This window comes from Phaeodactylibacter xiamenensis (assembly GCF_965229835.1).
Taxonomy (GTDB): domain Bacteria; phylum Bacteroidota; class Bacteroidia; order Chitinophagales; family Saprospiraceae; genus Phaeodactylibacter; species Phaeodactylibacter xiamenensis.
The window spans coordinates 7,647,994-7,672,878 of the sequence record NZ_OZ245931.1; the positions used below are offsets into that span (position 1 = coordinate 7,647,994).

Sequence of the window (24,885 nt, forward strand, 5' to 3'; positions counted from 1 at the left end):
CGGTTTTGTTTAAGCTATAACCCTTTGGTATTCAACAAAACAGAAAAAACACCAAATCATCCGGCAGGAATTTTTATTTCTGAAGAATTGATCATATATTGATTGTAGTTTTAGAAAATAGATCATCCTTTAGCTTCCCTGCATTAGCTATAAACAAACAAAAACACAGGGAGCCTCATTGATGAATCCATTTTTCGTATTTCACAGATTTTTTTTACAAATGCCTCAGCTGCCATAATTTAATTCAGCAATTATGGATGCATCTAACCAAACTCAACTGTTGCTTTGTGCACTCAGGCACTTTGGAATTGCCGTGGAGCAGCGCAAAGAACAGGAATTCCTGTTGCCCGGGGAGGTTCAAATTACAATTGAACCTGATGGTGCCTTTTACCTTTACCGGAATGGTCAGGCTCTGGGCCGGTTCTCTGATGTGGTCCGCCTGTGCACTACTGTGCAGGAGAAAGCCATGCTTGAAAATCAATAAGTTCTCTCGCTTCTACAATGGATAAAGTGCTCTGCGCAACTGAGCAGGTATTCCTGCGTAGACGAGCAGCAGAAACTCTTCAGCCGTAATATCTGCCGCATTTGCAAAACCTGACCTCAGGTCGGTGATCGTATACGTGGCATCATACAACCGGATTACCCGATGTGCAGACTCCGGGTCCTGAAGCCCGTCTAAGGTTACCCGTATTGGGATCGGAGTACGGTTGGCGGTATAGAACAGGTGAATGCCTGACTCTCCTTCGAGTAAAGCCCGCAGCCCATAACCCTCAATTTCGATCTCATTGTCATCGTTGCGGGTGGGGGAGAGGTCCAGCAATTGCAGCAGCTTATCATAAAGGTTGATTAAGAAACCGACCTCAGTTTGGCCCATACCGATAATACAGGACTGTACATGCAGGCGGAGCTTGCCGGGAGGCTTGATGAGTACTGCCCGTTGTTGCAGTTGTAGTATGGCAACGGTCAGAAAGTGGTTGAGAAACTCAGTGCGCAGGCTGTCAAATTGCACATTGGCATACTGGTAAGCATCACTGATCTCGCGTATGCCTTCCTGCTGAAAGAGCTTATCCTTAAAGTTTTCCCGTATACCTTTGGTCGACCAGTCGCTCCGGGGTACCATATTCACAGCTTTCAGGCGTAGTGGGATTGCTGGCCCGATTTTGTAATAACGGTCCCGGAAGGCCAGGCTGATGTTGTTGATGGACTCCTTGGCTTCAACCACTTTCGATTTAAAGTGGTGGTATTCCCAGTCGAGCTGCCCGGCCGATTGCCCGTCGATATAAACAATCGGGCCATCTTCCTGATTGGCGGATTCGTAGGCTTCCAGTTCTTCCAGCATCAGGTCGAGGGTGCTAATAAGCCGGCGGTAGAAGCCTCTGCCTTTGGTTTCCTCAGGCAGTTCCGGCATCCATTCTTCCTCCAGCGGCTCAACAAATTCAAGTGGGGTAATCTTTGGGTGGAGCTGCCCGTCTTTCAGGATGATATCCATCAGGATGGGGTGGTCAGAATGGGTGTTGATCAGCTGTTCAGCGGAAAGTGCCGTGAGATCGCGTTCAATTTGCCGTTTTAGCGCCCGTCCGCCCATCCGAGGGTCGAAGCCCCGCCTGGACACCCATTCCAGAGCATTCTGACTGATATTTAGGATGGTGGCCCTACGGACAAAGCCATCGCGTTTGAGGAGTTCTTTGATCTGAATGCGGGCGATGCCCAGGATGTGTTCCGGCCTTAGCGGGTTAAAAACGATGGTATGGTCAATACGGTTGATGAACTCTGGCCGGAATTGTTGCTCCATGGCCCGGCGGTAAGTGTGTGCCTGAGACTGCTCTGAATAGGTGAAACCAAGTTGAGTGCCCGCTTCCCGCGCTCCGACGTTGGAGGTCATGATGATAATGGTATTCGTAAAATCAATGGTCCGTCCGAGGCTATCAGTCAGGCGCCCGTCATCGAGCAGCTGAAGCAACAAGTCAAGAACCAGAGGGTGGGCTTTTTCAATTTCGTCAAGCAGTACAATACTAAAAGGCCGGTATCGCACTGCACCGGTAAGCTGCCCCTCCGGATTGTAATAGTCCCCGATAAGCCTTTGCAGGCTGTTGCTGTCGATGTATTCATTCATATCGAAGCGCAGCAACTGCTTTTCATGCCCCATTAAATAGTGGCAAAGTACTTTGGCTGCCTGTGTTTTGCCCACGCCCGTCGGGCCAATAAAGAGAAAAGAGGACAAGGGGCGGCCCGGGTGGTTAAGTTTGGCTTTGACCAGGTGTACTACATCAGACAGTGCACGGACGGCCTCCGGCTGCCCCACCAGCTGCTGCCCCAGTACTTCCTGAATGGCTTCCGCTTCAAGAGGCTCGGCAGCATCAAAAATATGCTCTTGCAGGCCGCTGAAGTTGCGGAATTCCTCCCTTACCTCCGGCGCATCCACAATGCCGTACCGGTGCTTCACGGCCAGCTGTTCCAAGAGTCTGATGACACTCCCGGGCAGGGGCTTATTGCGCAGGTAATTGCGCTGAATGGTAAGCAACTGCTCAATGGCCTGAATCTTAATTTGGTTGTCATTATTACGCTCCAGTTGCCGCCGTTTTTCAATAATGATCTGAACAGCCTTTTCCAGGCCGGGCTCCTCTATGCGCACAACCCGGAACAGATTGCTGAAACGCCGCCCTTTTTCCTGTAGGGTTTTCCATTCTTCAGGCGTTGCGATGAGTATGAGGTGCAGCTGACGTTTTTCAAGGTAGGGGCGCAGTACGTCGCTCAGCGTCATATCGTTTTGTGCGGATTTGCCGATACGGAGCAGTGCAATAGGGTTGTCGACCAGCATTTTGTCACTATCGCCCTTCTTTTCGGAAGGGCGCATGATAAACTCAATGATGGCTTCAAGGCGCTTTTGCCACATGCCCACAATACTCATGCCCGCAATAAGCCGGGTGGGGTCGATATGCCAAAGGCGTTGGTGCCGGCTCTTTACCTTTTCATAGTAGCCCGATTCGTACCGCCAAACGGCTTCCTGTACGATAGTATGCTTGCCAACCCCATTGGGCCCTACAATTGCGATGGGCGTTTGTGCCGGCTGATACATAAGTTGGTACAGCTGTTGTACCCGCTCTTCCTGATGATAGGCCCGGTTGAGCTCAGCCGGATAAAGGGCGTTGATGTCCTGACCTGTTTTTTCGGCTTCCACAGCACCGTCGAAGGATGTGTCGTCCAGCAGACTGCTGAGGAACCAGTTGTTGGCTGGCGCATCAAAGGAAAAAGGCTTAGCAGCGATATTGACCGTTACATCGACCTCCGTCAGGAAATCTTTATCTCCGCAAAAGTAGTCCTGAGGAGAAAAACTTTCCTGCTCCTCCTTTTTTATCTGTTTCAAAAGCTTTCGGATCACCCTGCGGCAGGCTTGTTCAAAATCGGTATGGGATTTGGCATCAGAGATGTACATGTAGTTATTCAGAGTAGGCAGGACGACAAAGTTCATCTTCTGTAAGGTGAAAACAGCCACCGGGTACCGCCCGGCAATAAACTGCCGGTCAATCGTGAGTTCATACCGGAACTGAAAATAACGAACCTCAGGGCGGAACATCATCCACAGCAATTGAAGCGCATTCTCCCGGTCGAGGCTGAATCCTTTGAACAGATTCTTGATTTCCTTCTGATATTGCACAACGGCGTGCTCATACCTGCGGTGCGCAGTCAGGGGGTAATCCAGGAATAAAGGGCGCAGGCTGTAGTGGCGCTTCCCGTTTAGTTCGAGATCGCTGACCAGAGTAGGGACTTGCAGCTTGACGTGGGCCATGTAGGATTGGTGTGGTGTTGCCGGGCAAGATAAGTTTTTTGTGGAAATGACAAGCACTTGGCAAAAGGGCAACTTGGTTGACGAACTTTATTTTTATCCACAAACATAAAAACAGGTGCTCTGTTAGTGTGTGTGAATGATGATAAATCTCCAACCTTTAAAAAGCAATCCATGAAGAAGTTGTACATGGTAAGCCTTGCAATGCTATTGGCATGCCTGAGCTTTGCCCAAACTGCTAACGTTCAGATTATCCACAACTCGCCTACGCCGGGGACCAACTCCGGTCCTACTGTCGACATTTATGTCAATGATGCGCTATTACCGGAACTGACAGGTGTGCCTTACCGGGCTGCAACCGCGTTCCTCCAAGTACCGGCTGGTGCAGATATCGAGGTAGATATCGCGGTCTCGCCCAGTAATTCCGCTGATGATGCCATTGCTACGTTCCCGCTGGGAGCTCTGGAAGACGGGGTCAACTATACGGTTATTGCTACCGGCGTGGTCGGCGATATGGATACGCCCTTCGACCTGGCCGTCAATGCCAACGCCAGAACAGAAGCCGAAATGATGGGCATGGTAGACCTTAATGTTTATCATGGTTCCACCAATGCACCTGCTGTAGACGTAGATGCCCGGACTGTCGGCACACTTATCCCCGGTCTGGAGTATGGTAATTTTACGGACTACTTGTCTGTGGAACCGCAGACTTACTACCTGGATGTCCGTGCTGCCGGCAATCCGGATATCGTGGCAACCTTTGAAGCGGATCTGAGCACCCTCGGCGGAGGCGCTGCCACTGTTTTTGCTTCCGGTTTACTGGGGGCCACGCCTGAATTTGGCCTGTTCGCTGCCCTGCCTGATGGTACGGTGATTGAATTGCCATCAACAGAGGTTGCCCGCGTACAGTTCATCCATAACGCAGACAATCCAACAGTAGACATTTATGTAAACGGAGGTCTTTTCCTCCCCGGTTTTGAGTACCGTACTGCTACAGCATTCGACTTCGTTCCGGCTGGTGTTGCTCTGGATATTGCAGTAGTACCAGCTGGCGGTGATCCAGCTACCGATAATGTTTACACAGGTGGTCCTGTAACGCTGGTTAACGGGGACACTTATGTGATTTCTGCTTTAGGGGACGTAAGTGGTGGAACAGTTCCCTTCTCTTTGGCTGTGAATGCCACTGCCCGCGAAGCTGCAATGGATGAAGATAATATTGATATCTCAGTGTTGCATGGTTCCTATGATGCGCCAGGCGTAGATGTTGATGCACGTTTGATCGGTAACCTCATCGAAAACCTGTCATACGGAAACTATTCTGCTGATTATATTTCAGTGGGAGAAGACGTATACTACCTGGATATCCGAGCAACAGGCGATCCCAATATCGTTGGTACTTTCCAGGCTGATCTGAACGGATTGGGTGGAAATGCAATTACTGTATTTGCTTCTGGCTCACTCTTCGCAGGTACATTCGGATTGTTTGCAGCATTAGCTGACGGTAATGTGGTTGAATTGCCGCTCACACCTGTTGCCCGCCTGCAGGTGATCCACAACTCCCCAAGCCCTACTGTCGATGTTTATGCGAATGGTGGGCTGTTGCTGGATGACTTTGCGTTCAGGACAGCGTCTGAATTCATCTTTGTAGATGCCGGTGTGGAAATCAACATTGGCGTGGCGCTGGACAACAGCACCTCAGTAGCCGATACCCTGGTGAACTTCCCTGTGACTTTTGAGAATGGGAAGACCTACGTCGTTGCTGCCGATGGTATTGTCGGAGATACTGATTTCCCCTTTACCCTGCATGTGAATGACATGGGGCAGGAAGCCGCCAGCGATACGGAGTCTGTGGCGTTTGCCGCACTGCATGGCTCACCGGGTGCGCCCAATGTCGATATAGATATCCGCACGGTAGGTAATATTATTGAAGATTTGCCTTATGGTGCTTACACCGGCTACCTGGAAGCCGAGCCCGGTCTGTACTACCTTGATGTACGCGCTGCCGGCAGTCCTGATATTGTAGCGACTTTCGAAGCCGACCTGAGTGGGTTGGGCGGAGGTGCTGCTACGGTATTTGCTTCCGGTATTTTAGGTGGCGATCCTGCTTTTGGTTTGTTCGCTGCTCTGCCGAATGGCACGGTGGTTGAATTCCCGGCAACAGCCGTAGCACGTGTACAAATTATCCACAACTCACCGAGCCCAACTGTAGACATCTATGCGAATGGCGGTCTGCTGCTGGATGACTTTGGATTCCAAACGGCGACCCCATTTGAAACCCTGCCAGCCGAGACTATGATCAATATTGGCGTGGCACTTAGCGACAGTGAGTCTGTGGAAGACACACTGGTCAACTTCCCGGTAATGTTCGAGAACGGAGAAACCTATGTTGTCTTTGCCAATGGTATCGTTGGAGATGCAGACAATCCTTTCGGTCTTGCAGTCAGCGCTATGGGCCAGGAAGCAAGCACAGACCCTGAAAGCCTTCAGGTGATGGCTTTCCATGGTTCCCCCGGTGCACCAGCTGTGGATATTAATGATTCCGGTGATGCTCCTTTCATCACGGGACTGGCTTACGGAGAATTTACCGAAGGCTATCTTGATCTGCCCGGTATTCAGTACTTCCTCGAAGTACGCCCGGCAGGTGCGGATGACCTGGTTGGTACTTTTATTCAGAACCTGACTGGTACGGAAGGGCTCGCTGCCGTGGTTTTTGCCTCAGGTATTGTTGGTGGCGATCCAGGTTTCAATCTCCTGACGGTCCTGCCCGACGGAAGTGTCATTCCATTCACGCCAGCGGCTCGTGTGCAAATCATCCATAATTCACCGGCAGCAGCAGCTGCAAGTGTAGACCTCTGGGTGAACAACGCAGTGAAAATCGAGGAAGACCTGGACTTCCAAACAGCCACAAGCGCAACGACTTACTATCCGACCCGCACACCGCTTACGATTGGCGTAGCGCCTGCAGACAGCGATGAGCCTGGTGATATCTTGTTCAATGTAACGGAGCCTGTTGTGTTTGAAGACGGAAAGTTCAACATCATCATTGCCAACGGTATCCCCGGTGATGCAGACAATCCTTTTGAACTGGTACAAAACACAGAAGGGGTACTGTTTTCAGAAGACCCAGCTCAGGTGGATGTAACCGTATTCCATGGTTCACCTGGTGCACCGGCAGTAGATGTGACGGCACGTGACCTGGGGGCTGAGCTGGTTAGCGATTTGGCTTATGGAAATTTCTCCGGCGTACTGCCAATTGATCCGGAAACTTACTACCTGGAGATCACACCCGGAGACAGCGACGCTCTCGTTGCGACTTTCGAATCAGAAATTCCGGAAGGTCTTGCTGGCTTCGGCGTAACAGTAGTCGCTTCCGGTCTGCTGGGCGATGAGCCACCCTTCGATCTGATTGCCTTCTCCCCACTGGGAGACGCTGTGCGCTTTACGCCGGTAGCCCAGGTGCAGGTGATTCACAACTCAGCGGACCCCACCGTGGATGTTTATGCCAATGAAGATCTGCTACTTAATGATTTTGCGTACCGTACCGCAACGCCATTCGTGGACCTGCCAACCCGCACGGATATTGATCTGGCAGTAGCTGGTGAGAACAGCAATTCTGCGGATGATGCGATTGCAACATTTGAGGATATCCGCTTTAATGATGGTCAAAAGTATGTAGTCATGGCAACCGGCCTGGTTGGCAATGCTGATACCCCGTTTGATCTGGCGGTATTCGATATGGCACAGACTGCGGCGGCTGATGAAGGCGTGGACCTGCTGCTATACCACGGTGCTACCGATGCGCCGGATGTTGATGTTACCGTTCAAAGCACTGGTGGCGTACTGTTTGACGATGTGGCCTACGGAGATTATCAGGGCTATGTGAACGTACCAGCTGCTTCTTACCAGCTGAATGTCACGCCTGCTGACGACAACAGTACCGCAGTGAAAGCCTATGAGGCAGACCTCACCGGGCTGGAAGGCGGCGCAGCAACAGTATTTGCGACTGGCTTCCTGGGTGAAGCCGATGGCCCAACAGCGTTTGGGGTATGGGTAGCCCTTCCGGACGGTACTACTTTCCCACTCGGCGAGCTGACAAGCACACGGGAAGTGGATGCCGCCTTTGATGAGTTCCTGATTGCACCGAATCCTGTACGCACTCAGGCGACGGTTCAATTCAGCATCAATGAGCCACTACAGGTGACTGAAGAAATTCGCAGCCTTACCGGACAAGTGGTATATGCCAGCGATTTGGGCACACAGGTAGCGGGCCAGCACAACCGCACTGTAGAGGTGAGTGCACTGCCTGCTGGTATGTACACCTACAATCTGGTCACTCCACTGGGTACAATTACCCGCCGTCTGGTGGTAGTGAAATAGATGGACAAGAGAATCTGAAGACTATTTTTTATAGTTGATTGGATTGCGCCCTGTCGGGAATAACGGCAGGGCGCATTTTTGTATACAAAACCGGGTTTTCTAGAAAAAATGTACCTTAAGGGGCATTTCCACGTATAGAATTAAATTGAAAATGCGCTATTTGTTTATCTTTAATGACTTTAACCAGTTAATTGCCGAATGGCGGAGGAAATAACGAATCCCACAACGCGAAATTATAAATTCCGGGAACTGAAGGTTTATGCTTCCACGGAGTGGCTGGCCGATAACAAAAAGAAGTATCGGCAGGTGTTCGACCGGTATGAGACCACCTACATTTACGCAGAGCTCTCCTTTCATAACAAGCTTTTTGATGTCAAAGACTGGGAAGTGGATGTAGAGCTTCGTTGCTACGCCATGAAGAAGAATTCCAAGCTGCTCTGTTCTCTGCCGTTCCGCCGTAAAGTGAGTAAGTACGACCACCTTATGTTTATACGCGAAGGGTGGGGGAATAAAACAGAAGGCGCGTTTTGGAAGAAAGGTACTTACTTTTGGGAAGCCTGGATTGAGGGAGAAAAAGTAGCCACCAAGTATTTTTATGTGGAAGAAGCCGGCCGGGAGGCTCTGCCCGGAGAAAATCCTTACCTGGAAGTACAGTCCCTGAAGTTGTACGAAGGGCCTTATGATGACGTCATTGAGGACGAGCGCCTTTACTACGAGACGTTCAGCAGTGAAGAGACCCGGTATATTTATGTAGAAATTGTGTTGCAGAACCTGTTCCGGGAAAAGTCCTGGCACTGTGAGTTATTCACGAAGTTTTACAACGACGCCCGTGAATTGAAAGGTCAGGTGGTCCGCCTTCAACGTATCGATAAGCGGGATGACCTGATACGGATTACCGCTGGCTGGGGCTCTAATGTCAAAGGTTCCTGGCGCCGCGACCGCTATACTGCCGAGCTGGTCTTCATGGATAAGCTCCTGGCTGTTATTCCGTTTGAAGTGGCAGAGGATTTCGAGGAGGGTACTTCCGGGGTACTCCTGCCCAACCGGCAGTCTTCCATACTCTTTGCGCCTGATGAGTCTCTGAATAAGACCTTCGAAGAGGTAATGAGCAACCTGACCAATCTGATCGGGTTAGAGGCTATTAAAAAACAGGTGAAAGACCATGCCCGGTATATTCAGTTTCTGCAACTGCGCAAGGAGCGTGGCTTTGAGGAAAAGGAACGGATTAATGTGCACTCCGTATTCATTGGCAACCCCGGTACCGGCAAGACAACCGTCGCTCAGATGATGGGGCTGCTCTACAAGAAAATGGGGCTGCTGTCTAAAGGCCATGTGCACGAAGTAGACCGGGTGGACCTGGTGGGAGAGTACATCGGGCAGACCGCTCCGAAGGTCAAGGAAGCGATTGAGAAGGCGCGCGGCGGGGTCCTCTTTATTGACGAGGCCTATGCGCTTGCCCGCTCTAATGATGACAGCAAAGACTTTGGCCGGGAGGTGATCGAAATCCTGGTGAAGGAGATGTCGGGGGAAAGCGGAAAGGATTTTGCCGTTATCGTGGCGGGCTATCCGAAAGAAATGAAGCACTTCCTGGATTCCAATCCTGGCCTGAAGAGCCGCTTCAAGCTCTACTTCGAATTCCCGGACTACCTGCCGCAGGAGCTGTCGCAGATTGCAGAAGTTGCGGCGGATAACAAAGGGGTTAAACTGCATCCTGCGGCCAAAGGGAAAATTGATGAGCTGATCATCAGTGCATTCCGTACGCGAGACCGGTCTTTTGGTAACGCCCGCTTTGTCTATGACCTTATCGAAAAGTCAAAAATCAATTTGGGGCTGAGAGTTATGTCTGCAGAAGACCCCAAAGCACTGCCTGCGGAAGAACTGGCATGGGTCGAATACGATGATGTAGCCAAGATAGAAGTCAAGCCCCGGATTCAGCTCCCCAATATCCCGGTGGACGAGCCTCTGCTCCGTGAATCGCTGGACGAGCTGCAGCGCCTGGTGGGCATGGATAATGTTAAGGAACAAATTAATGAACTGGTCCGCCTCGTCCGTTTTTACCGGGAGACTAACCGCGATGTGCTGAACAGCTTCTTCCTGCATACCGTATTTATCGGTAATCCGGGAACGGGTAAGACGACGGTAGCCCGCATTCTGACTAAGATTTACAAAGCCCTCGGCGTACTTGAGCGGGGCCATATGATTGAGACAGACCGGCAGGGACTGGTGGCCGGGCACGTTGGGCAAACTGCCATCAAAACTGCTGAGCGTATTGATGAAGCAATGGGGGGCGTCTTATTCATTGACGAAGCCTACGCCTTATCCATCAGCCGGGGCGGCAGCGATTTTGGGGATGAAGCCATTCAGACCTTGCTTAAGCGTATGGAGGACCACCGGGGGCGGTTCTTCGTATTTGTGGCCGGTTATCCGGACAATATGGAAGCCTTCCTGAAGGCCAATCCCGGGCTGAACTCCCGCTTCGACAAGATCCTTAAATTTGAAGACTACAATCCAAAGGAATTGCACCGCATTGCACTGCAAATGCTGAGCGAAGAAAGTGTGGTGCCTTCACCGGAAGCCGAGGAGCACCTGAGGAGTTACCTGACCTTTCTCTACGACTACCGGGACAAATACTTTGGCAATGCCCGCACCGTGCGCAATGTAGTCAATGAGGCCATTAAGAACCACAATTTGCGTTTAGCCGCCCTTTCACCCGAAGTGCGCGCCAATACTCCTCCTAATCTCCTGACTTTCGAAGATGTGGAGCCTTTCAAACTTGATAAGAGCAGCTTTGTTTTCAATAAGAAGTCTATTGGCTTTAAGCGCGGGGAAGGATAGAGGCAACGGGAGTGCCTCCTCATTTCCCCGGCGCGTTGATGCCTGAATCTGGCGCGCTTTTACCGGCTTATGGCAAGGTTGATGCTGCCTGAGGCGCGGGCTTCACTTTGAGTTAACAATTATCTCCGATATTGCGGTGGCTGATTCAGCGTAGCCATCCAAAAATAAAAAACAAGCGATACATCCATGCTAAACCAACAAAATCCTACCCAAACCCAAGCCTGGAAAAAACTGGAAGCCCACTTTGAACAGGCCCGTGACATACAAATGAAGCAACTCTTTACTGATGATCCGGACCGTTTCAACCGGTTTTCGATTCAGTTTGAAGATATTCTTGTGGACTTTTCTAAAAACCGGATCACGGACGAGACCCTTCAGTTGCTGCTTCAGCTAGCCGAAGAGTGCAAGCTGCAGAATGCCATTGAGCAGATGTTTACCGGCGCACCGATCAATGAAACGGAGGGCCGGTCCGTACTGCACATTGCCCTGCGCAACCGTACCAACCTGCCCATTATGGTAGACGGGAAGGACGTGATGCCTGAGGTCAATGAGGTGCTGGGCCGTATGGAAACTTTCGCCAATCAGATGGTGAATGGAGAACGGCGGGGATTTACCGGCAAGCCCCTGCGCACGATTGTCAATATCGGCATCGGAGGATCCGACCTTGGTGCGGTGATGGTCACTGAAGCGCTGAAGCCCTACTGGAAGCCGGGTATGCAGGTACACTTTGTGTCCAACGTCGATGGCACCCACATGGCAGAGACCCTTAAGCAGTGCGATCCGGAGACGACACTCTTTATGATTGCCTCCAAGACTTTTACTACTCAGGAAACGATGACGAATGCCCGCACGGCGCGCTCGTGGTTCCTGGAAGCCGCAGGCAATGAAGAAGAAGTGGCAAAACACTTCGTAGCGATTTCCACGAATGCTGATGGCGTGACGGATTTTGGGATTGCACCAGAGAATATGTTTGGTTTCTGGGACTGGGTCGGTGGCCGCTACAGCCTGACTTCTGCAATTGGGCTGCCCATAGCCTGTACTATTGGTTTTGATCATTTCCGGCAACTGCTGGAGGGTTTTCATGCTATGGACCTCCACTTTCGTGAAACCGAGCTGGACAAAAATCTGCCAGTGCTGTTGGCGTTGATTGGGATTTGGTACAACAATTTTTTTGGAGCAGAGTCGGAAGCGATTTTACCATATGACCAGTACCTGCACCGCTTCCCGGCCTATTTCCAGCAAGGCAATATGGAAAGCAACGGTAAATACGTGGACCGGAGTGGGCAGCCGGTTGATTATCAGACCGGGCCGATTATCTGGGGCGAGCCTGGGACCAACGGACAGCATGCGTTCTACCAGCTCATCCATCAGGGTACCAAGCTGATCCCCTGTGATTTTATTGCACCGGCTATTTCCCACAATCCTATCGGAGACCATCATGCCAAGCTCTTGTCTAACTTCTTTGCCCAAACGGAAGCCCTGATGATGGGCAAATCTGAAGGTGAGGTCAGGGCAGAGTTGGAAGCAGAGGGGAAGACTCCTTCTGAAATTGAGCAGCTGTTGCCATTCAAAGTTTTTGAAGGCAACCGCCCCACTAATTCTATCCTGCTCAAAAAATTGACGCCGCGTAGTTTGGGAAGTCTTATCGCGCTGTACGAGCATAAGATTTTCGCGCAAGGCATCATCTGGAATATTTTCAGCTTTGATCAGTGGGGCGTGGAGCTCGGCAAGCAGCTGGCCAAGAAAATCCTTCCCGAACTGGATGGGGCAGAGGATGTCAGCAGTCATGATGCCTCCACCAACGGGCTGATCAATGCCTGGAAAGAAATGCGCGAATAATCTGGAGTCGATTTATCCTTTTACGGTGCAGCATATGCTGGCGTGCTGAAACGGAATGACCTGTTGGTTTTTCAGCGCTAAGACGCCTGCCGGTGCTGCACCGATAGAAATCGGGTCAAACTGTTTGGCAATTCTGGCCCAATCCAATAGTCAATTTGGCAAGAAATGCTATATTCGTTTCGAACCAGGACGTAAGCATTTCTATGGATAAGCATTACAAGGTGGCTGTATTAGGCCCTATTCCCTTTGACCACATTACGACTAGTAAAAACCGGGTTATTGAAAAGTACGGCTGCGCAACGCATACCGCAATCGGTGCTGCAGCCCTGCTTGCTCAGGACGGTACGGTCATTCCCATCACACATGTCCGCAAGAAGGACGAGCCTAAGGTGAAAGCGCTACTCGGGCAATATTCCAATATCAGCACGGAGGGCGTCTACGCCCATTTAGATCAGGGGGATGTCATCCAGCTCCGCTTTGTAGATCAGAATAACCGTTTGGAAAAACAAACGGCGTTTATGCCGCCCATACGTCCGGAAGATGTGGAACCCTTCATGGACAGCGATGTATTTGTTGGTGTCCCGATTTCTGATTATGAAGTACCATTGGAAACCCTGCGGTTTATCAGGGAAAACCGAAAGCCGGGTGCCTTAACCATCTTTGATGCGCATGGGCCCACCACAGCGGTGACTACTCAGGGGGACCGGGTGCGCCGTTTCTGGATAGAGCGCGATCTGTGGCTACCGTATATCGATATTCTGAAAATGAATATTGAGGAGGCGGGGTGCAGCTGGTTCAGCAAAGAGTATAAGCCGGAGGACCTGCAACAGCCCTATCAGGACCTGTCCGAAAAGGACATGGCAGACTTTGCACAGCACAGCCTGGAACGAGGCGTCAAAGCGGTGATCATTACTCTGGATTCCAGAGGTTGTATGGTGTACTCCATGCCCGGGGGGCAGTTCAAAGCAGAGTTTGTCCCCTCTATCCCGGTAGCTGAAGTCATTGACACCACCGGCTGTGGCGACTCCTTCGCGGGAGGGCTGGCTTACGGTCTGCTTCGCGACCGGATGGATTACGTTAGGGCTGCACAGTTTGCCAATGCGCTGGGCGCGATGCGGACGCAGGGCACCACTTTTGAGGTGTTCAAGTCGCTGCCTGATACGGAAGCTATACTCCGGCAGCACTACGAAGCCAATGCCCGCTTATGAGCCTGGCACAACGGATGCTGCACTACCTGGCTGATGCCTGTGGGGTAGATCACCCGAAGCAGCAGCACTTTTTACTGGCCGTTAGTGGTGGGAAAGACTCCGTGGTCATGGCGCACTTGTTTGCGCAAACCGGCTTGTCCTTCGGTATTGGGCATTGCAATTTCCAACTGCGTGGCAAGGCTGCTGATGAGGATGCCGCATTTGTGGAGGACCTTGCCCGGCAGCTCAATTGCCCGTTTCATCAAACTGCTTTCGATACGCTCGCTGTTGCAGAACAATTATCTGTTTCCGTACAAATGGCAGCCCGCGAGCTGAGGTACGAATGGCTGGAGAATATCCGGGAAGCTTCAGGATATGACTACGTAGCCACGGCTCATCATCTCACGGACGCTGTAGAGACACAGATCTTTCATCTGGTTCGGGGCACAGGCATGAGGGGGCTGTTGGGTATCCCTCCGCGCAATGGGTGGGTGGTCCGTCCCTTGTTGTTCGCTAGTCAGTCTGCACTATCCGATTATCAGGAGACTCAGGGTTTGGCGTACAGGGAAGATTCCAGCAATGCGGAAACCAAGTACACCCGCAATTTTATCCGCCACCGTGTCCTGCCAGCCTTCCGGGAGCTTAACCCAAGATTGGAGCAATCGCTGGGGGAGAACATGCAGCGGTTTCGGGAGTCGCTTTTCCTGATGGAACACATGCTGAACCGTATTGAAGAAGCTGCCAAAACTCAGGATGGCGACCGGATTTTATATCAGTTGGATACGCTCAAAGCTTTTGCTCCGGCTTTGCCAACTGTGCTTTTTGAGTTGCTGTCGCCCTTTGGGCTAAATACCACACAGGCCAATGACCTGGCGTCGGGCATTCACGAAGGGCAACCGGGCAAGGTCTTTTTGACCCCAACTCACGAAATTGCCCTGGCAGCGGAAGTGTTGGAAGTCGTAGCTAGGGGAGAAACAGTGCAGCAGTCATTGGTTATTGAGAGAGAAGCGGAGCAGCTACGGTTTCCCGGGGGATACCTGTATTTCCAGTTGCTGGAAAAGGTGCCGGAGACTTTCTCTGGAGACCCCGAAGTGGCTCACTTTGACCATGAAACGCTTGCCTTTCCACTTACTCTGCGCAAATGGGAGGCAGGCGATCAGTTCCAGCCTTTTGGCATGGGCGGGAAGCACCAGAAAATTCAGGATTACTTTAGCAACCACAAATTCACCCGGGCGGAGAAAGCCGCTACCTGGATTTTGGTGGATGCAAAGGGTACCATACTGTGGTTAGTTGGGCACCGCAGCAATCATGCCAACCGGGTACGTTCCTCGACATTGCAATGCCTGAAAGTTCGGGTACTGATGGATTAATTTTTGTCCTTAAAGCGCTCAATTTTCCGGCGGTCCCGCTTGGTTGGCCGGCCGGCACCCCTGTCACGAAACTCAGTTTTGCCTTTACCCACAAACCATTCATTATACTTGTTGAGTTCTTCCTCGGGCGTCAGGTCTTCGTAGCAGGTTTGGGCGATGGGCGCACCTACACGCTTGCGGATCAGGTCCACCGCCTTATATTGTAAATTGAAACCATTTTTTTTGACCGTGAGGAGGTCGCCCTGCTGAATCAGTTGAGAAGGCTTAGCCACTGAATTATTAACCTGAACCTTGCCTGACTTACAGGCATCTGTAGCCTGAGTGCGCGATTTGAAAATCCGGACGCTCCACAGCCACTTGTCCACACGTACTTTCTCGATGTTCGCCATAAAATCCTCAGTTATATCGGCAGAGGCGGGTATTGCATGTTTAGTGCCTCCAGTCGTTCAACTAACGTTTTGACTACGATATAGTTCCGGTACCAGCGCTTGTCTACTGGCACGATCGTCCATGGAATACGGCTTTCATTAATGGCGTACTCATAGTACTTCCGGTAGGCCTCCCAGTGCTCGCGCTCCTTCCAGTCATTGGGGTTGTGCTTCCAGTGCTTTTCGGGCTCGTCAATGCGCTCCTGTAGTTCTTCCTTTTGCTGTTCGTAGGACAGGTGGAGGTAGAATTTAAAGATATGAGTATTATTATCGAAGGCGAGGAGCTCTTCAAAAGCGTTGATGGCAGCCATACGCCGGTGGGCGTGCTCATCGTCAATCCAGCCGTGTACTCTTTGTATGAGGATATCCTCGTAGTGCGACCGGTTGAAAATCTTAATCATGCCCTTGGGCGGCACTTGCTTGTGGACCCTCCACAGGAAATCGTGAGCCAGTTCCTCATCGGTAGGCTTTTTGAAGCTGTGCACACTTATGCCTTGCGGGTGGCAATCTTTAAAGGTATGTTTCACCGCACCGTCCTTTCCACTTGCATCCATGCCCTGAAAAATCACCAGTACGCTGTGTTCCTGCTCAGCATAAAGGACTTTTTGCAGGTCGCCCAGGCGTTCCTGTAGTTCTTTCGTCTTATCTTCGATGTCGTCCCGGTCCAGGTCGTCGGGGGGTGTTGCAGGGATTTCGCTTAGTCTGATCATCAACCATTAGTGTTTATCGTTCTGGCATGAAAAGCCAGAGCAGCACATATACCAATAAACCAGGAAAAGCTGCGCTAAGCACAGAAAGCAACACATAAAAAAGGCGCACATGTGTAGGGTCCCAGCCGTAGTAGTCGGCAATGCCTGCACAAACGCCTCCTATGACGGCCTGGTCTTTCCGTTTCATTAATTTTCGGTTGGGCATATGGCTTGTTAGATTTTAAGAATGGGTAAGATAGGCAGTTCCTGCAAAAAAGAAAAGCCCTGCGGTACAAGGCTTTTGGCGTTTAATTTTCCTGAGCTTCTTTGAGCTGAGCTTTAGCGTCGCGGCGAAGGACGCGCTGTACGGCATAAAACTCCCGGTGCGAAGGAATATAACCTCCACGTTTCCAGTGCTCGATCATACGTTGAGCGTCTTCCGGAGTGAGCTTTTTCAGTGGAGCTTCCTCCAAGATTTCCATATTGTAATTGGTGGTGTTTTTGGTGTCGAGCGAAGGGTGGGGCGCTCTTCTTTTTTCTTGCTTTTTTTGTTGTTGATGCGTTAATCCATATACGATAGCGACCATCAAACCCGCTATTCCTGCTACGAGGTATTCCATTAAAAAGTTAATTTATGTCATCGATAATCAACAGTAAAACGTAATATGGCGGTGATATGTTTTGTCTACTGTTTTGATTATGAATGGATTGCGATTTAAAGTTGGCGGCGGAACCACTTAAAGGTATAGGGGAAAGGGTTATCGGCATCGGCTTCGTGCGGTTCTTGTTGGGTCAACTTCCAGTCTTCAGCACTGAACGCTGGAAAGAAGGCATCGCCGTTTTCGACCTGTGTGTGAATGTCCGTAAGGATCAGCTCGTCGGCATAGGGCAGAGCCTGCCGGTAGATTTCTCCACCCCCAAGCACACAGAGCCGGGGCACTTGCTTGTGCCTGGCCAGGGCGATCCCTTCTTCCACACTATGGGCAATCTCTCCGCCGGGGCCCACTTTGTAATTTTCCCGCCGGGTGATGATCACAAACTGCTTATCTTTAAAAATGGTATTGCCCTGATTGGACTCGTAGGATTTCCGACCCGACAGGAGGAAACAGCCTTCGATTTCGTTTAGGAAAAAGGCTTCATCTGCGGGCATAGACCAGGGCAGTCCTCCATCTTTGCCAATCACCCCGTTCTCTGAGCGGGCAGCTATCATTACGATTTTCATGATTTTTTTCGTTTTCGGTCCAGCCAAATGTACAAGCCGTAGAGGAGTATTCCAATACCGCCCAGCCAGTACAGCCCGGTTTTGAGTTGGTCGAGGTCCCGGGTGAAGTAGGCGATCCCCAATGCCAGTGGTGTGATGCCGGCAAGGGTAGCCAGCAAATAGGGCACAAAGCGCATCCCCAGTAAACCGGCAATAATACTAATGGCGTCCGTAGACAGGAATGGGGAGAGACGAAACAATACTATAGTGCCAAATCCATATTCTTCCATGGCTTCAGAAATTTCCTCCTCTTTTTCCTGCCCTATAAAACGCTCCCGGGCCTGCGCCCCAAACACCCGGCCAATCCAATACCCAATGCCCGAAGCCACAGTGACGGCGACTATAGAAATAACCACACCCCAAACCGGCCCGTAGCCAATTGTCGCTACAACCATGGGCAGCCAGCTGGGAAAGATGATCAGGAACATTTGCAGGACCATGAACAGTATGATGGCGATGGGGCCCCATATCCCGAACTGTTCAAACCATTTAGCCAGTGCGGCTTCATCACCAGCTTTTGCCAGCCGGAATCCCTCGTTGACGGTTTCCTGTACTGAAGGCGAGGCAAAGTAAAGCACGACCATGCTGCCTAGTAGCAACAGGGTGAGAAAGGAGGCGGTAACTTGTGTTCTTTTCAAAGGCTTTTATGTAAAAAAAGCGCTCGTCGTTGTTGATGTTCGAAGGAGGGCAAAATGAAAACGGGCAGATGCTCCGGAGAACACCTGCCCGTATCTGTCAGGCGATAAGCAATCGCCTAATCAAAATGACTTACTCAAAGGAGTATTCGCCAGTCAGCACGTTGAAACGTACCGTGTAGTTACCCGCAGTAACGGGGATATTCGGTCCATCCTGTGTGCCGATGCCACTTGGGAAATCACCAGCCCCCCAGTTTACGCCCCAGTCATTATTCAGGCGGAACTTGGCCTCACCATCCGTCAGGTCAACGTTCAGAGTTTGAACGGAAGGCTCGGCAGGGTCCGGCATCATATCTGTATCTGCGTCCCAGCCATCAGGCGTGGAGTCACCAATGATGCCAACTGAAGCTGCCTCAAAGCTGTATTCACCTGTTTCAGGGTTGAATGTTACCTGGTAGAGGCCAAAGGTAACCGGAATGTTAGGCCCGTCCTGTGTACCGGTGCCACTTGGGAAGTCAGTAGCGCCCCAGTTGACAGCCCAGTCGTTATCGGCGCGGAACTTCGCTTCACCGTCCAGCAGGCCGATCAGGATAGAGTAGGTGCCATCGCCGTTATCCGTCATAGGCGTTTCTGCATCCCATCCGCCCGGCGTAGCACTACCAATGATACCAATGGACTCAAATCCGCCACCGCCACCAGTGCCCAGGAATTCCATGGTGTACTCGAGGGTGGCGTCGTTGAAGGTGATTTTGTAAATGCCAGGGTCGCCCATGAACATAGTGTTGTTGCCAAACTCTTCGGCTACACCATCACCGTCTGCATCACCGAAGTTTTTGCCCATGAAGTTGGGCATTTCAGCAAATTTGAACTCATCGCCTTCTGCCAGTTCCACTTCAGCCAGTTCCCAGGTGTTGTCGCCCGTGAGTTGGAAGCGGAATTCGTCCCCGTCAAAGTTGTTGAAGGTACCGAGCAGGTAAAGACCGGAGAGGTTGGTGGCAAACTCAACAGCCGGACGTACCGTGTACTCCAGGGTTTCGTCGTTGAAGGTTACGGTCACTTCACCGGAATAACCACAAGCGGTATTGCCGTTGCCGCCGCTGAGGTTACTTTCCATGAAGTTGTTGCAATCGGTGTCGCCCCAGTCCTCATCACACCAGTCCAGGCAGTTTTTGAATTTCCACTCGTCGCCGAGCAGGTCAATACCTGAAATTTCCCAGGTGTGGTCCGCGACGAGGGTCATCGCATCACCGCCCCATCCATTGAAGCCACCGGCAATCCACATTTCATCGTGGTTGGCCGCGAAAGGCAAGAGGGAGATTTCGAAGGTGGTGCTTCGGTTGGTGGTCTGCCCTTTAGCATCTGATACCGTAATGTTCATGCTGTAAATGCCCGCGCCAAGCTGTTCGGCAGGCACTGCAAAATCGGCACCAGGCACCACGATACTGTCGCGGGTACCCGTTACCGCCTGAGTCGCATCGGCAAGGGTGTTGCCAAATTCATCCAGCAGCTGCACGGAGATTTCGGCAAGAGGCGAAGACTCACCATCTGCCACGATGACTTTCAGGTCGAAGTTGCCAACTACAATCTTGCTGTTGTTGGCCGGAGAGATGGAAACAATACCGGGCGCGAAGTCCGTCAACGCTTCCACGTCGATCTCATCCTTGGTACAGCTAAAGGCAACGAGCCCCGCCAAAACCAGGATGGAAAATATTTTAAGAAAATTTTTCATGTCTTAATCTGATTGAAAACTTAATAAATTTTCGAATGGGCGGTGGAATGCAAAACAAGGCCACCGCCCCTGGAAGATTTAATAGCCCTGGTTTTGTACCAGGTTGTCATTAGCCAACAGTTCTTCCGCCGGGATAGGGTAGAGGTTGAGGTGAGGCGAAGTTGTTCTGCCCTCCTGCACATTACCTTTCCATGCCCATGTACCGTTTTCAGTAAATTGTCCGAAGCGGATGAGGTCTGTACGGCGCACACCTTCCCAGTACAATTCACGGCTACGCTCATCGAGGATGAAATCCAGGTTGAGGTCTGCTTCTGAAATGTTGCCAGCATCATTATTGTATGCCCGCTGACGCAGGGCATTGATGTAGGCTACAGCTGTACCCAAGTCACCGTTGGAAGCGCCACGGAGGACCGCTTCAGCATAAGTCAGGTGCACTTCTCCAAAACGGAACATCGGATAATCTGTGTCGGCAAAGGTAGGGTCAGAACCCGCAACACCTTCAGACGTAACGTTCTGGTATTTTGGCACGGTATAGCCATTAGTGAACTCATTGATGGCCTCTACGGCTTTGGTTTGCCCTTCTGTAAAGAAGATCGCCCGCTCATCAATATTGCCGGTTTCATCAGGGAAACGGTCTACCAGGGAAGGCAGTGTGCGCAGTCCACCCCAGCCGTTGTTCACGCCGTAGTCTTCCGCATTCATTGCACCACCGATAGCCGCATGCACGAGGTACGTGGTACCGCCGAACGTCTGAGTCGCATCACCATCGAAGTTCACAGACCAGATAATCTCCGTTGAGCGGTCGTTATCAGCCAGGAAGTTGTGGTGGTACTCGTCCATCAGGGTGTAAGCACCAGATTCGATGATCTTGTTACAGGCTTCCACTGCCTCATTCCAGTAAGTCTCCCCTCCGGTATAGACTTCACCATTTAGGTAAAGCTTGGCTTGCAGCATCCAAAGTGCGCCTTTGTCTGCGCGGCCATATGGTGCTGTGCCGGCTTCAAGCATGTCACTCTCAATTTCGTTGAGCTCATTCACGATGAAGTTGAAGACCTCCCGGCGGCTGAACTGAGTAGGCGCGGTAGAACCGATCACCTGATCTTCAGTATAGAATGGAATGTCACCGAAGAAGTCAATGCCATGCCAGTAGCTCAGGGCACGCATAAAGCGGGCTTCTGCGCGGTAAGTGGCCATTTGATCAACTACCTCTTTGCTGACACCACGTGCGTCCAGCTTTTCAGGTGTGGATTCCCGCAGGAACTCGTTTGCCAGAGAGACCTGGAAGAACACCCGATAGTACATCGCACGTACAAACTGATTGGTACTGCTCCAGCCCTGAGTAACCAGGTCAGGCAGGCCATCGTCATTCCATGCGATAATAGCTTCATCCGTTGGGAGTTCCTGCAATTGCCAGTACTGGCGCAGGTAGCTGGAGAAGCCTTCATCCAGTGATTTGATATCCGCGTTACCGGCAGGGCCTTGTTGGCCAGTGACTGCGAGTCCGGCATAGATACGGGTCAGAAAACGCTCGTAGGCAGCATCATCTGAAAAGAAAACATCAGGAGTCAGATCGTTCCTGGGCTGTACATCCAAATCTGTACAGGCAGACATCATAGCCAGGACGGCGATCAACCCTATATTAATTATTTTTTTCATGGCTTAATTTTTCTTGTGTTCAACAAATTAAAGGCCCAGGCTTGCGCCGAAGATAAAGCCCATCGGACGTGGGAATGGCGCATTATCTATACCACCCACGCCTACTTCCGGATCAAGTCCGCTGTACTTGGTGAAAACCAGCAGGTTTTGACCGGTAACGTAGAAGCGCAGGCTTGAAATGCCACGCTTAGGCAGTAAGGTGTAGCCTAAAGTTACGTTGTCCAATCGCATGAAAGACGCATCTTCCACATAGTAATCAGAGAAATACTGAGGGGCGACGAACTGCGTCTCCAGTACAGACTCGTGAACGTTGTTGAGGAAGAACTGGTCATTGCCAATATTTACACCTTGTACCCGCTGGTAATAACCACGGTTAGAGGCATTATTGTTGTAAACATAATTGCCAACGGCACCACGTATTGTCATGGCCAGGTCAAACCCTTTGAATTGGAAATTAGACGTCAAACCATAGAGGATATCAGGTGCTGGATTTTGGAAAATCCGGCGGTCCAGTTCATTGATCTGTCCGTCTCCATTTTGGTCAACGTACATCATAAGATCGTCCTCATCAGAAACAGGTGTGCCATCATCATTGAGGATATGCTCATAGACGTAAAATGCGTCCACAGCCTGACCGACCCGGAGAATCTGTACGTTATTGCCCACACCTCCGGCAATACCACCCCGAAGGATGCCTGCATCACCAGCAATATTGGACAGCCCCAGTACTTCGTTACGGTTGTAAGCTATGTTACCGGTAAGGTCCCAGCTCATATCCGATGTTTTGAGCAGATTGGCGTTCAGCGTCAGTTCCACACCCTGGTTTTGCAACTCACCGATATTGGTCAGTACGCGGTCAGAAAGGTTAGTACCTGCTGGTACGTTGACTTCGAACAGCAATTGGTCCGTATTCTGGGTATAATATTCTAAAGCGCCATTGATACGGCCATTGGCAAAGCCAAACTCAAGTCCCACGTTGAGAGATGCCGTTTCCTCCCACTGTAGCCCCGGGTCATAGGCATTGGGACGGGCAGTATTGATAAAGATAGGGTTGCCATCTGCATCTGTACCGATTTGGTAACGCGCCCGCTGATCACTAAAGGCATACTGTGGGAGATAGCGGTAGTCACCAATTTCCTGGTTACCTGTGATACCGTAGCTCACACGGAGTTTCAGGTCCGAGAAAATATTATTGAGGGAGCCTGCCCAGTCTTCCTGAAGCACCCGCCAGGCAACAGCTGCTGATGGGAACAAGCCCCAGCGGCTTTCCGGGCCGAAGCGGGTGGAACCGTCACGGCGCAGGGTTGCCGTCAGCACGTAGCGTTCGTCGAAATTGTAAATTGCACGGCCCCAGAAGGAGATCAGGCGGTTTTCAAATACGGAGTTGGAAGGGAATACATCCTCTGCTTGTGCCGGCCCGTTGATTCCGAACTGATCAGTGGATAGATTTTGCCCCTCAAACAGCGGATACTGTTCGTAAAAATCCTGATAGGAGTAACCCAATGTCAGCTTCAGGTTGTTGCGGTCATTGAGTGACTTGTCGTAGTTGAGGTACGCATCAAACAGGTAGTTGGTCCGCGTGTAATTCTCAATTTTTACCAAGCCATTGAAATTAGCCACCTGTGTATTGGTATAGGTGGTTGGCTCAAAGGTGTTCCGGTCGCCCTGATTGACATCGAAGCCCAGGTTGGTTTTCACGCTGAGGCCCTCTACAAGGTCACCCAGAGAATATTCAATTTCCATATTACCAATGGTACGGAAGGATTGCCCCTCATCAACACGTTGCTCAACAGCAGAGACCGGGTTACGCGGAGCTAGGCCGTTCCCGTAGGAGAAGAAACCACCGAAGGCTTCATTGTCCGGATCCAATACAGGCTGTGTAGGATCAAAATCCCAGGCCGCACCTATACCCGGATCAAAAGCATCGCGTGTACGTGCACCGCGCAGGTTGGTATTGATCTTCAGCTTATCGTCAAAGAATCTGTGGTTATAGTTAAGGCTGAAACTTGCACGCTCGGTTTCTGAACCCAGGATAATACCTTCGAGTTGCTGATAACCGGCAGAGATGCGGTAGCCAAAGTCCTGGCCGCCACCGGAAACACTCAGAGAGTGGTTCTGGCCCTGAGCCTGACGCAGCATTTCATCAAACCAGTTGGTGTTGTTGTTGCCCAGAGCGTTGAGGCGGCTGGGGGCGAAGAAGGTAACTACGTCCCGGAAATTGTCTGCATCGAGCATGGCCGGTTCTCCACGGATTTCATTCACCGTGTAGTATCCATCATAATTTACCCGCGGGCGGCTGCCAGCCTGCCCTTTCTTGGTAGTGATAATAATCACACCGTTCGCACCCCGTGAACCGTAAATCGCTGTCGCTGAGGCATCTTTCAGTACGGTGAAGGATTCGATGTCGCTTGGATTGAGGAAGTTCAGGGGGTTACGCCCGCCGGCAAAGCCTTCATTGTCGATAGGCATACCGTCAATAACGAAAAGCGGCTCATTACTGGCATTGATAGAAGTACCACCCCGGATACGAATGGCAGAGCCACCACCTGGAGAACCATCGCCAGGCGCAATCTGTACACCCGCTACTTTACCCGTCAGCAGTTGTTCCGGAGATACAATGGCTCCCCGGTTGAAGTTCTTGTCATCAATTTTCGCGACTACCCCGGTCGCATCTTCCTTGCGCACCGAGCCATAACCGATGACCACCACTTCCTCCAACACTTCGGCGTCTTCGCCCAGTTGGAAGTCAAGCGTAACGGTTTCTCCGTCTTTAACGGTAATGGTTTTAGTAAGGTCTCCGTATCCCGTGTAGGATGCCCGGAGTTGCTGTTCGCCGGCCGGTACATTTTCGAGGACGTAGTTACCGTCAAAGTCGGTAGCCGTTCCCCGGCTGCTGCCCACCAGCAGAATGGTAGCCCCGATCAGGGCTTCGCCATTTTCGTCGATCGCTTGGCCTTGTACAGTACCCTGAGCATACCCCTGTTGGACCAGGAGCAGCGCAGCTGCAAAAGCCACGACCAATCGCAGAATGTTTTTCATAAGAGCTACAATTTAATTTTGGTTGTATGGTAAGTTTAGATTACCCGTGTCAATTT

16 protein-coding genes are annotated in these 24,885 nt (G+C 51.2%); 6 read left to right on the plus strand and 10 right to left on the minus strand.

What is annotated here, in order from left to right; all coding sequences use genetic code 11:
* The first annotated feature begins 253 nt into the window (after positions 1–253).
* The gene (locus ACO08I_RS29200) at positions 254–484 is read left to right on the plus strand and encodes a hypothetical protein (RefSeq protein WP_421947961.1); all 231 of its coding nucleotides are present in this window, start codon (positions 254–256) and stop codon (positions 482–484) included.
* 12 nt (positions 485–496) lie between these two features.
* Here the strand turns inward: ACO08I_RS29200 and ACO08I_RS29205 are convergent, their stop codons facing one another.
* A complete protein-coding gene (locus ACO08I_RS29205) occupies positions 497–3,787 on the minus strand; it encodes an AAA family ATPase (protein ID WP_044225029.1) in 3,291 nt (1,096 codons plus the stop codon).
* 171 nt (positions 3,788–3,958) lie between these two features.
* Here ACO08I_RS29205 and ACO08I_RS29210 point away from each other — a divergent pair, with 171 nt between their 5' ends.
* From ACO08I_RS29210 to tilS, 5 genes are all read left to right on the plus strand, one after another.
* Complete coding sequence (locus ACO08I_RS29210) at positions 3,959–8,161, plus strand: DUF4397 domain-containing protein (protein ID WP_421947962.1); 4,203 nt, start codon at positions 3,959–3,961, stop codon at positions 8,159–8,161.
* Between the two features lie 198 nt (positions 8,162–8,359).
* The gene (locus ACO08I_RS29215) at positions 8,360–10,996 is read left to right on the plus strand and encodes an AAA family ATPase (RefSeq protein WP_282775437.1); all 2,637 of its coding nucleotides are present in this window, start codon (positions 8,360–8,362) and stop codon (positions 10,994–10,996) included.
* A gap of 186 nt (positions 10,997–11,182) precedes the next feature.
* The gene (gene pgi / locus ACO08I_RS29220; RefSeq protein ID WP_421947963.1) at positions 11,183–12,835 is read left to right on the plus strand and encodes a glucose-6-phosphate isomerase; all 1,653 of its coding nucleotides are present in this window, start codon (positions 11,183–11,185) and stop codon (positions 12,833–12,835) included.
* 203 nt (positions 12,836–13,038) lie between these two features.
* Positions 13,039–14,043 (plus strand): carbohydrate kinase family protein, encoded by a 1,005-nt coding sequence (locus ACO08I_RS29225; RefSeq protein WP_282775435.1) that lies wholly within the window; start codon positions 13,039–13,041, stop codon positions 14,041–14,043.
* Positions 14,040–15,392, plus strand: a complete 1,353-nt coding sequence (gene tilS / locus ACO08I_RS29230) for a tRNA lysidine(34) synthetase TilS (protein ID WP_421947964.1) — start codon at positions 14,040–14,042, stop codon at positions 15,390–15,392. The genes ACO08I_RS29225 and tilS overlap by 4 nt, the downstream gene beginning before the upstream one ends.
* Here tilS and ACO08I_RS29235 read toward each other — a convergent pair.
* The 9 genes from ACO08I_RS29235 to ACO08I_RS29275 form a co-directional block, all read right to left on the minus strand.
* A complete protein-coding gene (locus ACO08I_RS29235; RefSeq protein ID WP_282783062.1) occupies positions 15,389–15,781 on the minus strand; it encodes an RNA-binding S4 domain-containing protein in 393 nt (130 codons plus the stop codon). The genes tilS and ACO08I_RS29235 overlap by 4 nt on opposite strands.
* Before the next feature lie 11 nt (positions 15,782–15,792).
* Entirely contained in the window at positions 15,793–16,530 is a 738-nt protein-coding gene (locus tag ACO08I_RS29240) for a PPK2 family polyphosphate kinase (RefSeq protein WP_421947965.1), read from the minus strand.
* A gap of 13 nt (positions 16,531–16,543) precedes the next feature.
* Positions 16,544–16,717, minus strand: a complete 174-nt coding sequence (locus ACO08I_RS29245; RefSeq protein WP_202965278.1) for a PspC domain-containing protein — start codon at positions 16,715–16,717, stop codon at positions 16,544–16,546.
* Positions 16,718–16,817: 100 nt separating this feature from the next.
* Entirely contained in the window at positions 16,818–17,129 is a 312-nt protein-coding gene (locus ACO08I_RS29250) for a hypothetical protein (RefSeq protein ID WP_044225047.1), read from the minus strand.
* A gap of 95 nt (positions 17,130–17,224) precedes the next feature.
* The gene (locus tag ACO08I_RS29255; RefSeq protein WP_282783057.1) at positions 17,225–17,731 is read right to left on the minus strand and encodes a dihydrofolate reductase; all 507 of its coding nucleotides are present in this window, start codon (positions 17,729–17,731) and stop codon (positions 17,225–17,227) included.
* Positions 17,728–18,408, minus strand: coding sequence for a TVP38/TMEM64 family protein (locus ACO08I_RS29260; protein ID WP_421947966.1), 681 nt, complete (start codon positions 18,406–18,408; stop codon positions 17,728–17,730). The genes ACO08I_RS29255 and ACO08I_RS29260 overlap by 4 nt, the downstream gene beginning before the upstream one ends.
* Before the next feature lie 130 nt (positions 18,409–18,538).
* Complete coding sequence (locus tag ACO08I_RS29265) at positions 18,539–20,134, minus strand: SusF/SusE family outer membrane protein (protein ID WP_421947967.1); 1,596 nt, start codon at positions 20,132–20,134, stop codon at positions 18,539–18,541.
* Positions 20,135–20,212: 78 nt separating this feature from the next.
* The gene (locus ACO08I_RS29270) at positions 20,213–21,790 is read right to left on the minus strand and encodes a RagB/SusD family nutrient uptake outer membrane protein (protein ID WP_282783051.1); all 1,578 of its coding nucleotides are present in this window, start codon (positions 21,788–21,790) and stop codon (positions 20,213–20,215) included.
* Positions 21,791–21,817: 27 nt separating this feature from the next.
* The gene (locus ACO08I_RS29275; RefSeq protein ID WP_421947968.1) at positions 21,818–24,829 is read right to left on the minus strand and encodes a SusC/RagA family TonB-linked outer membrane protein; all 3,012 of its coding nucleotides are present in this window, start codon (positions 24,827–24,829) and stop codon (positions 21,818–21,820) included.
* Positions 24,830–24,885 lie beyond the last annotated feature (56 nt).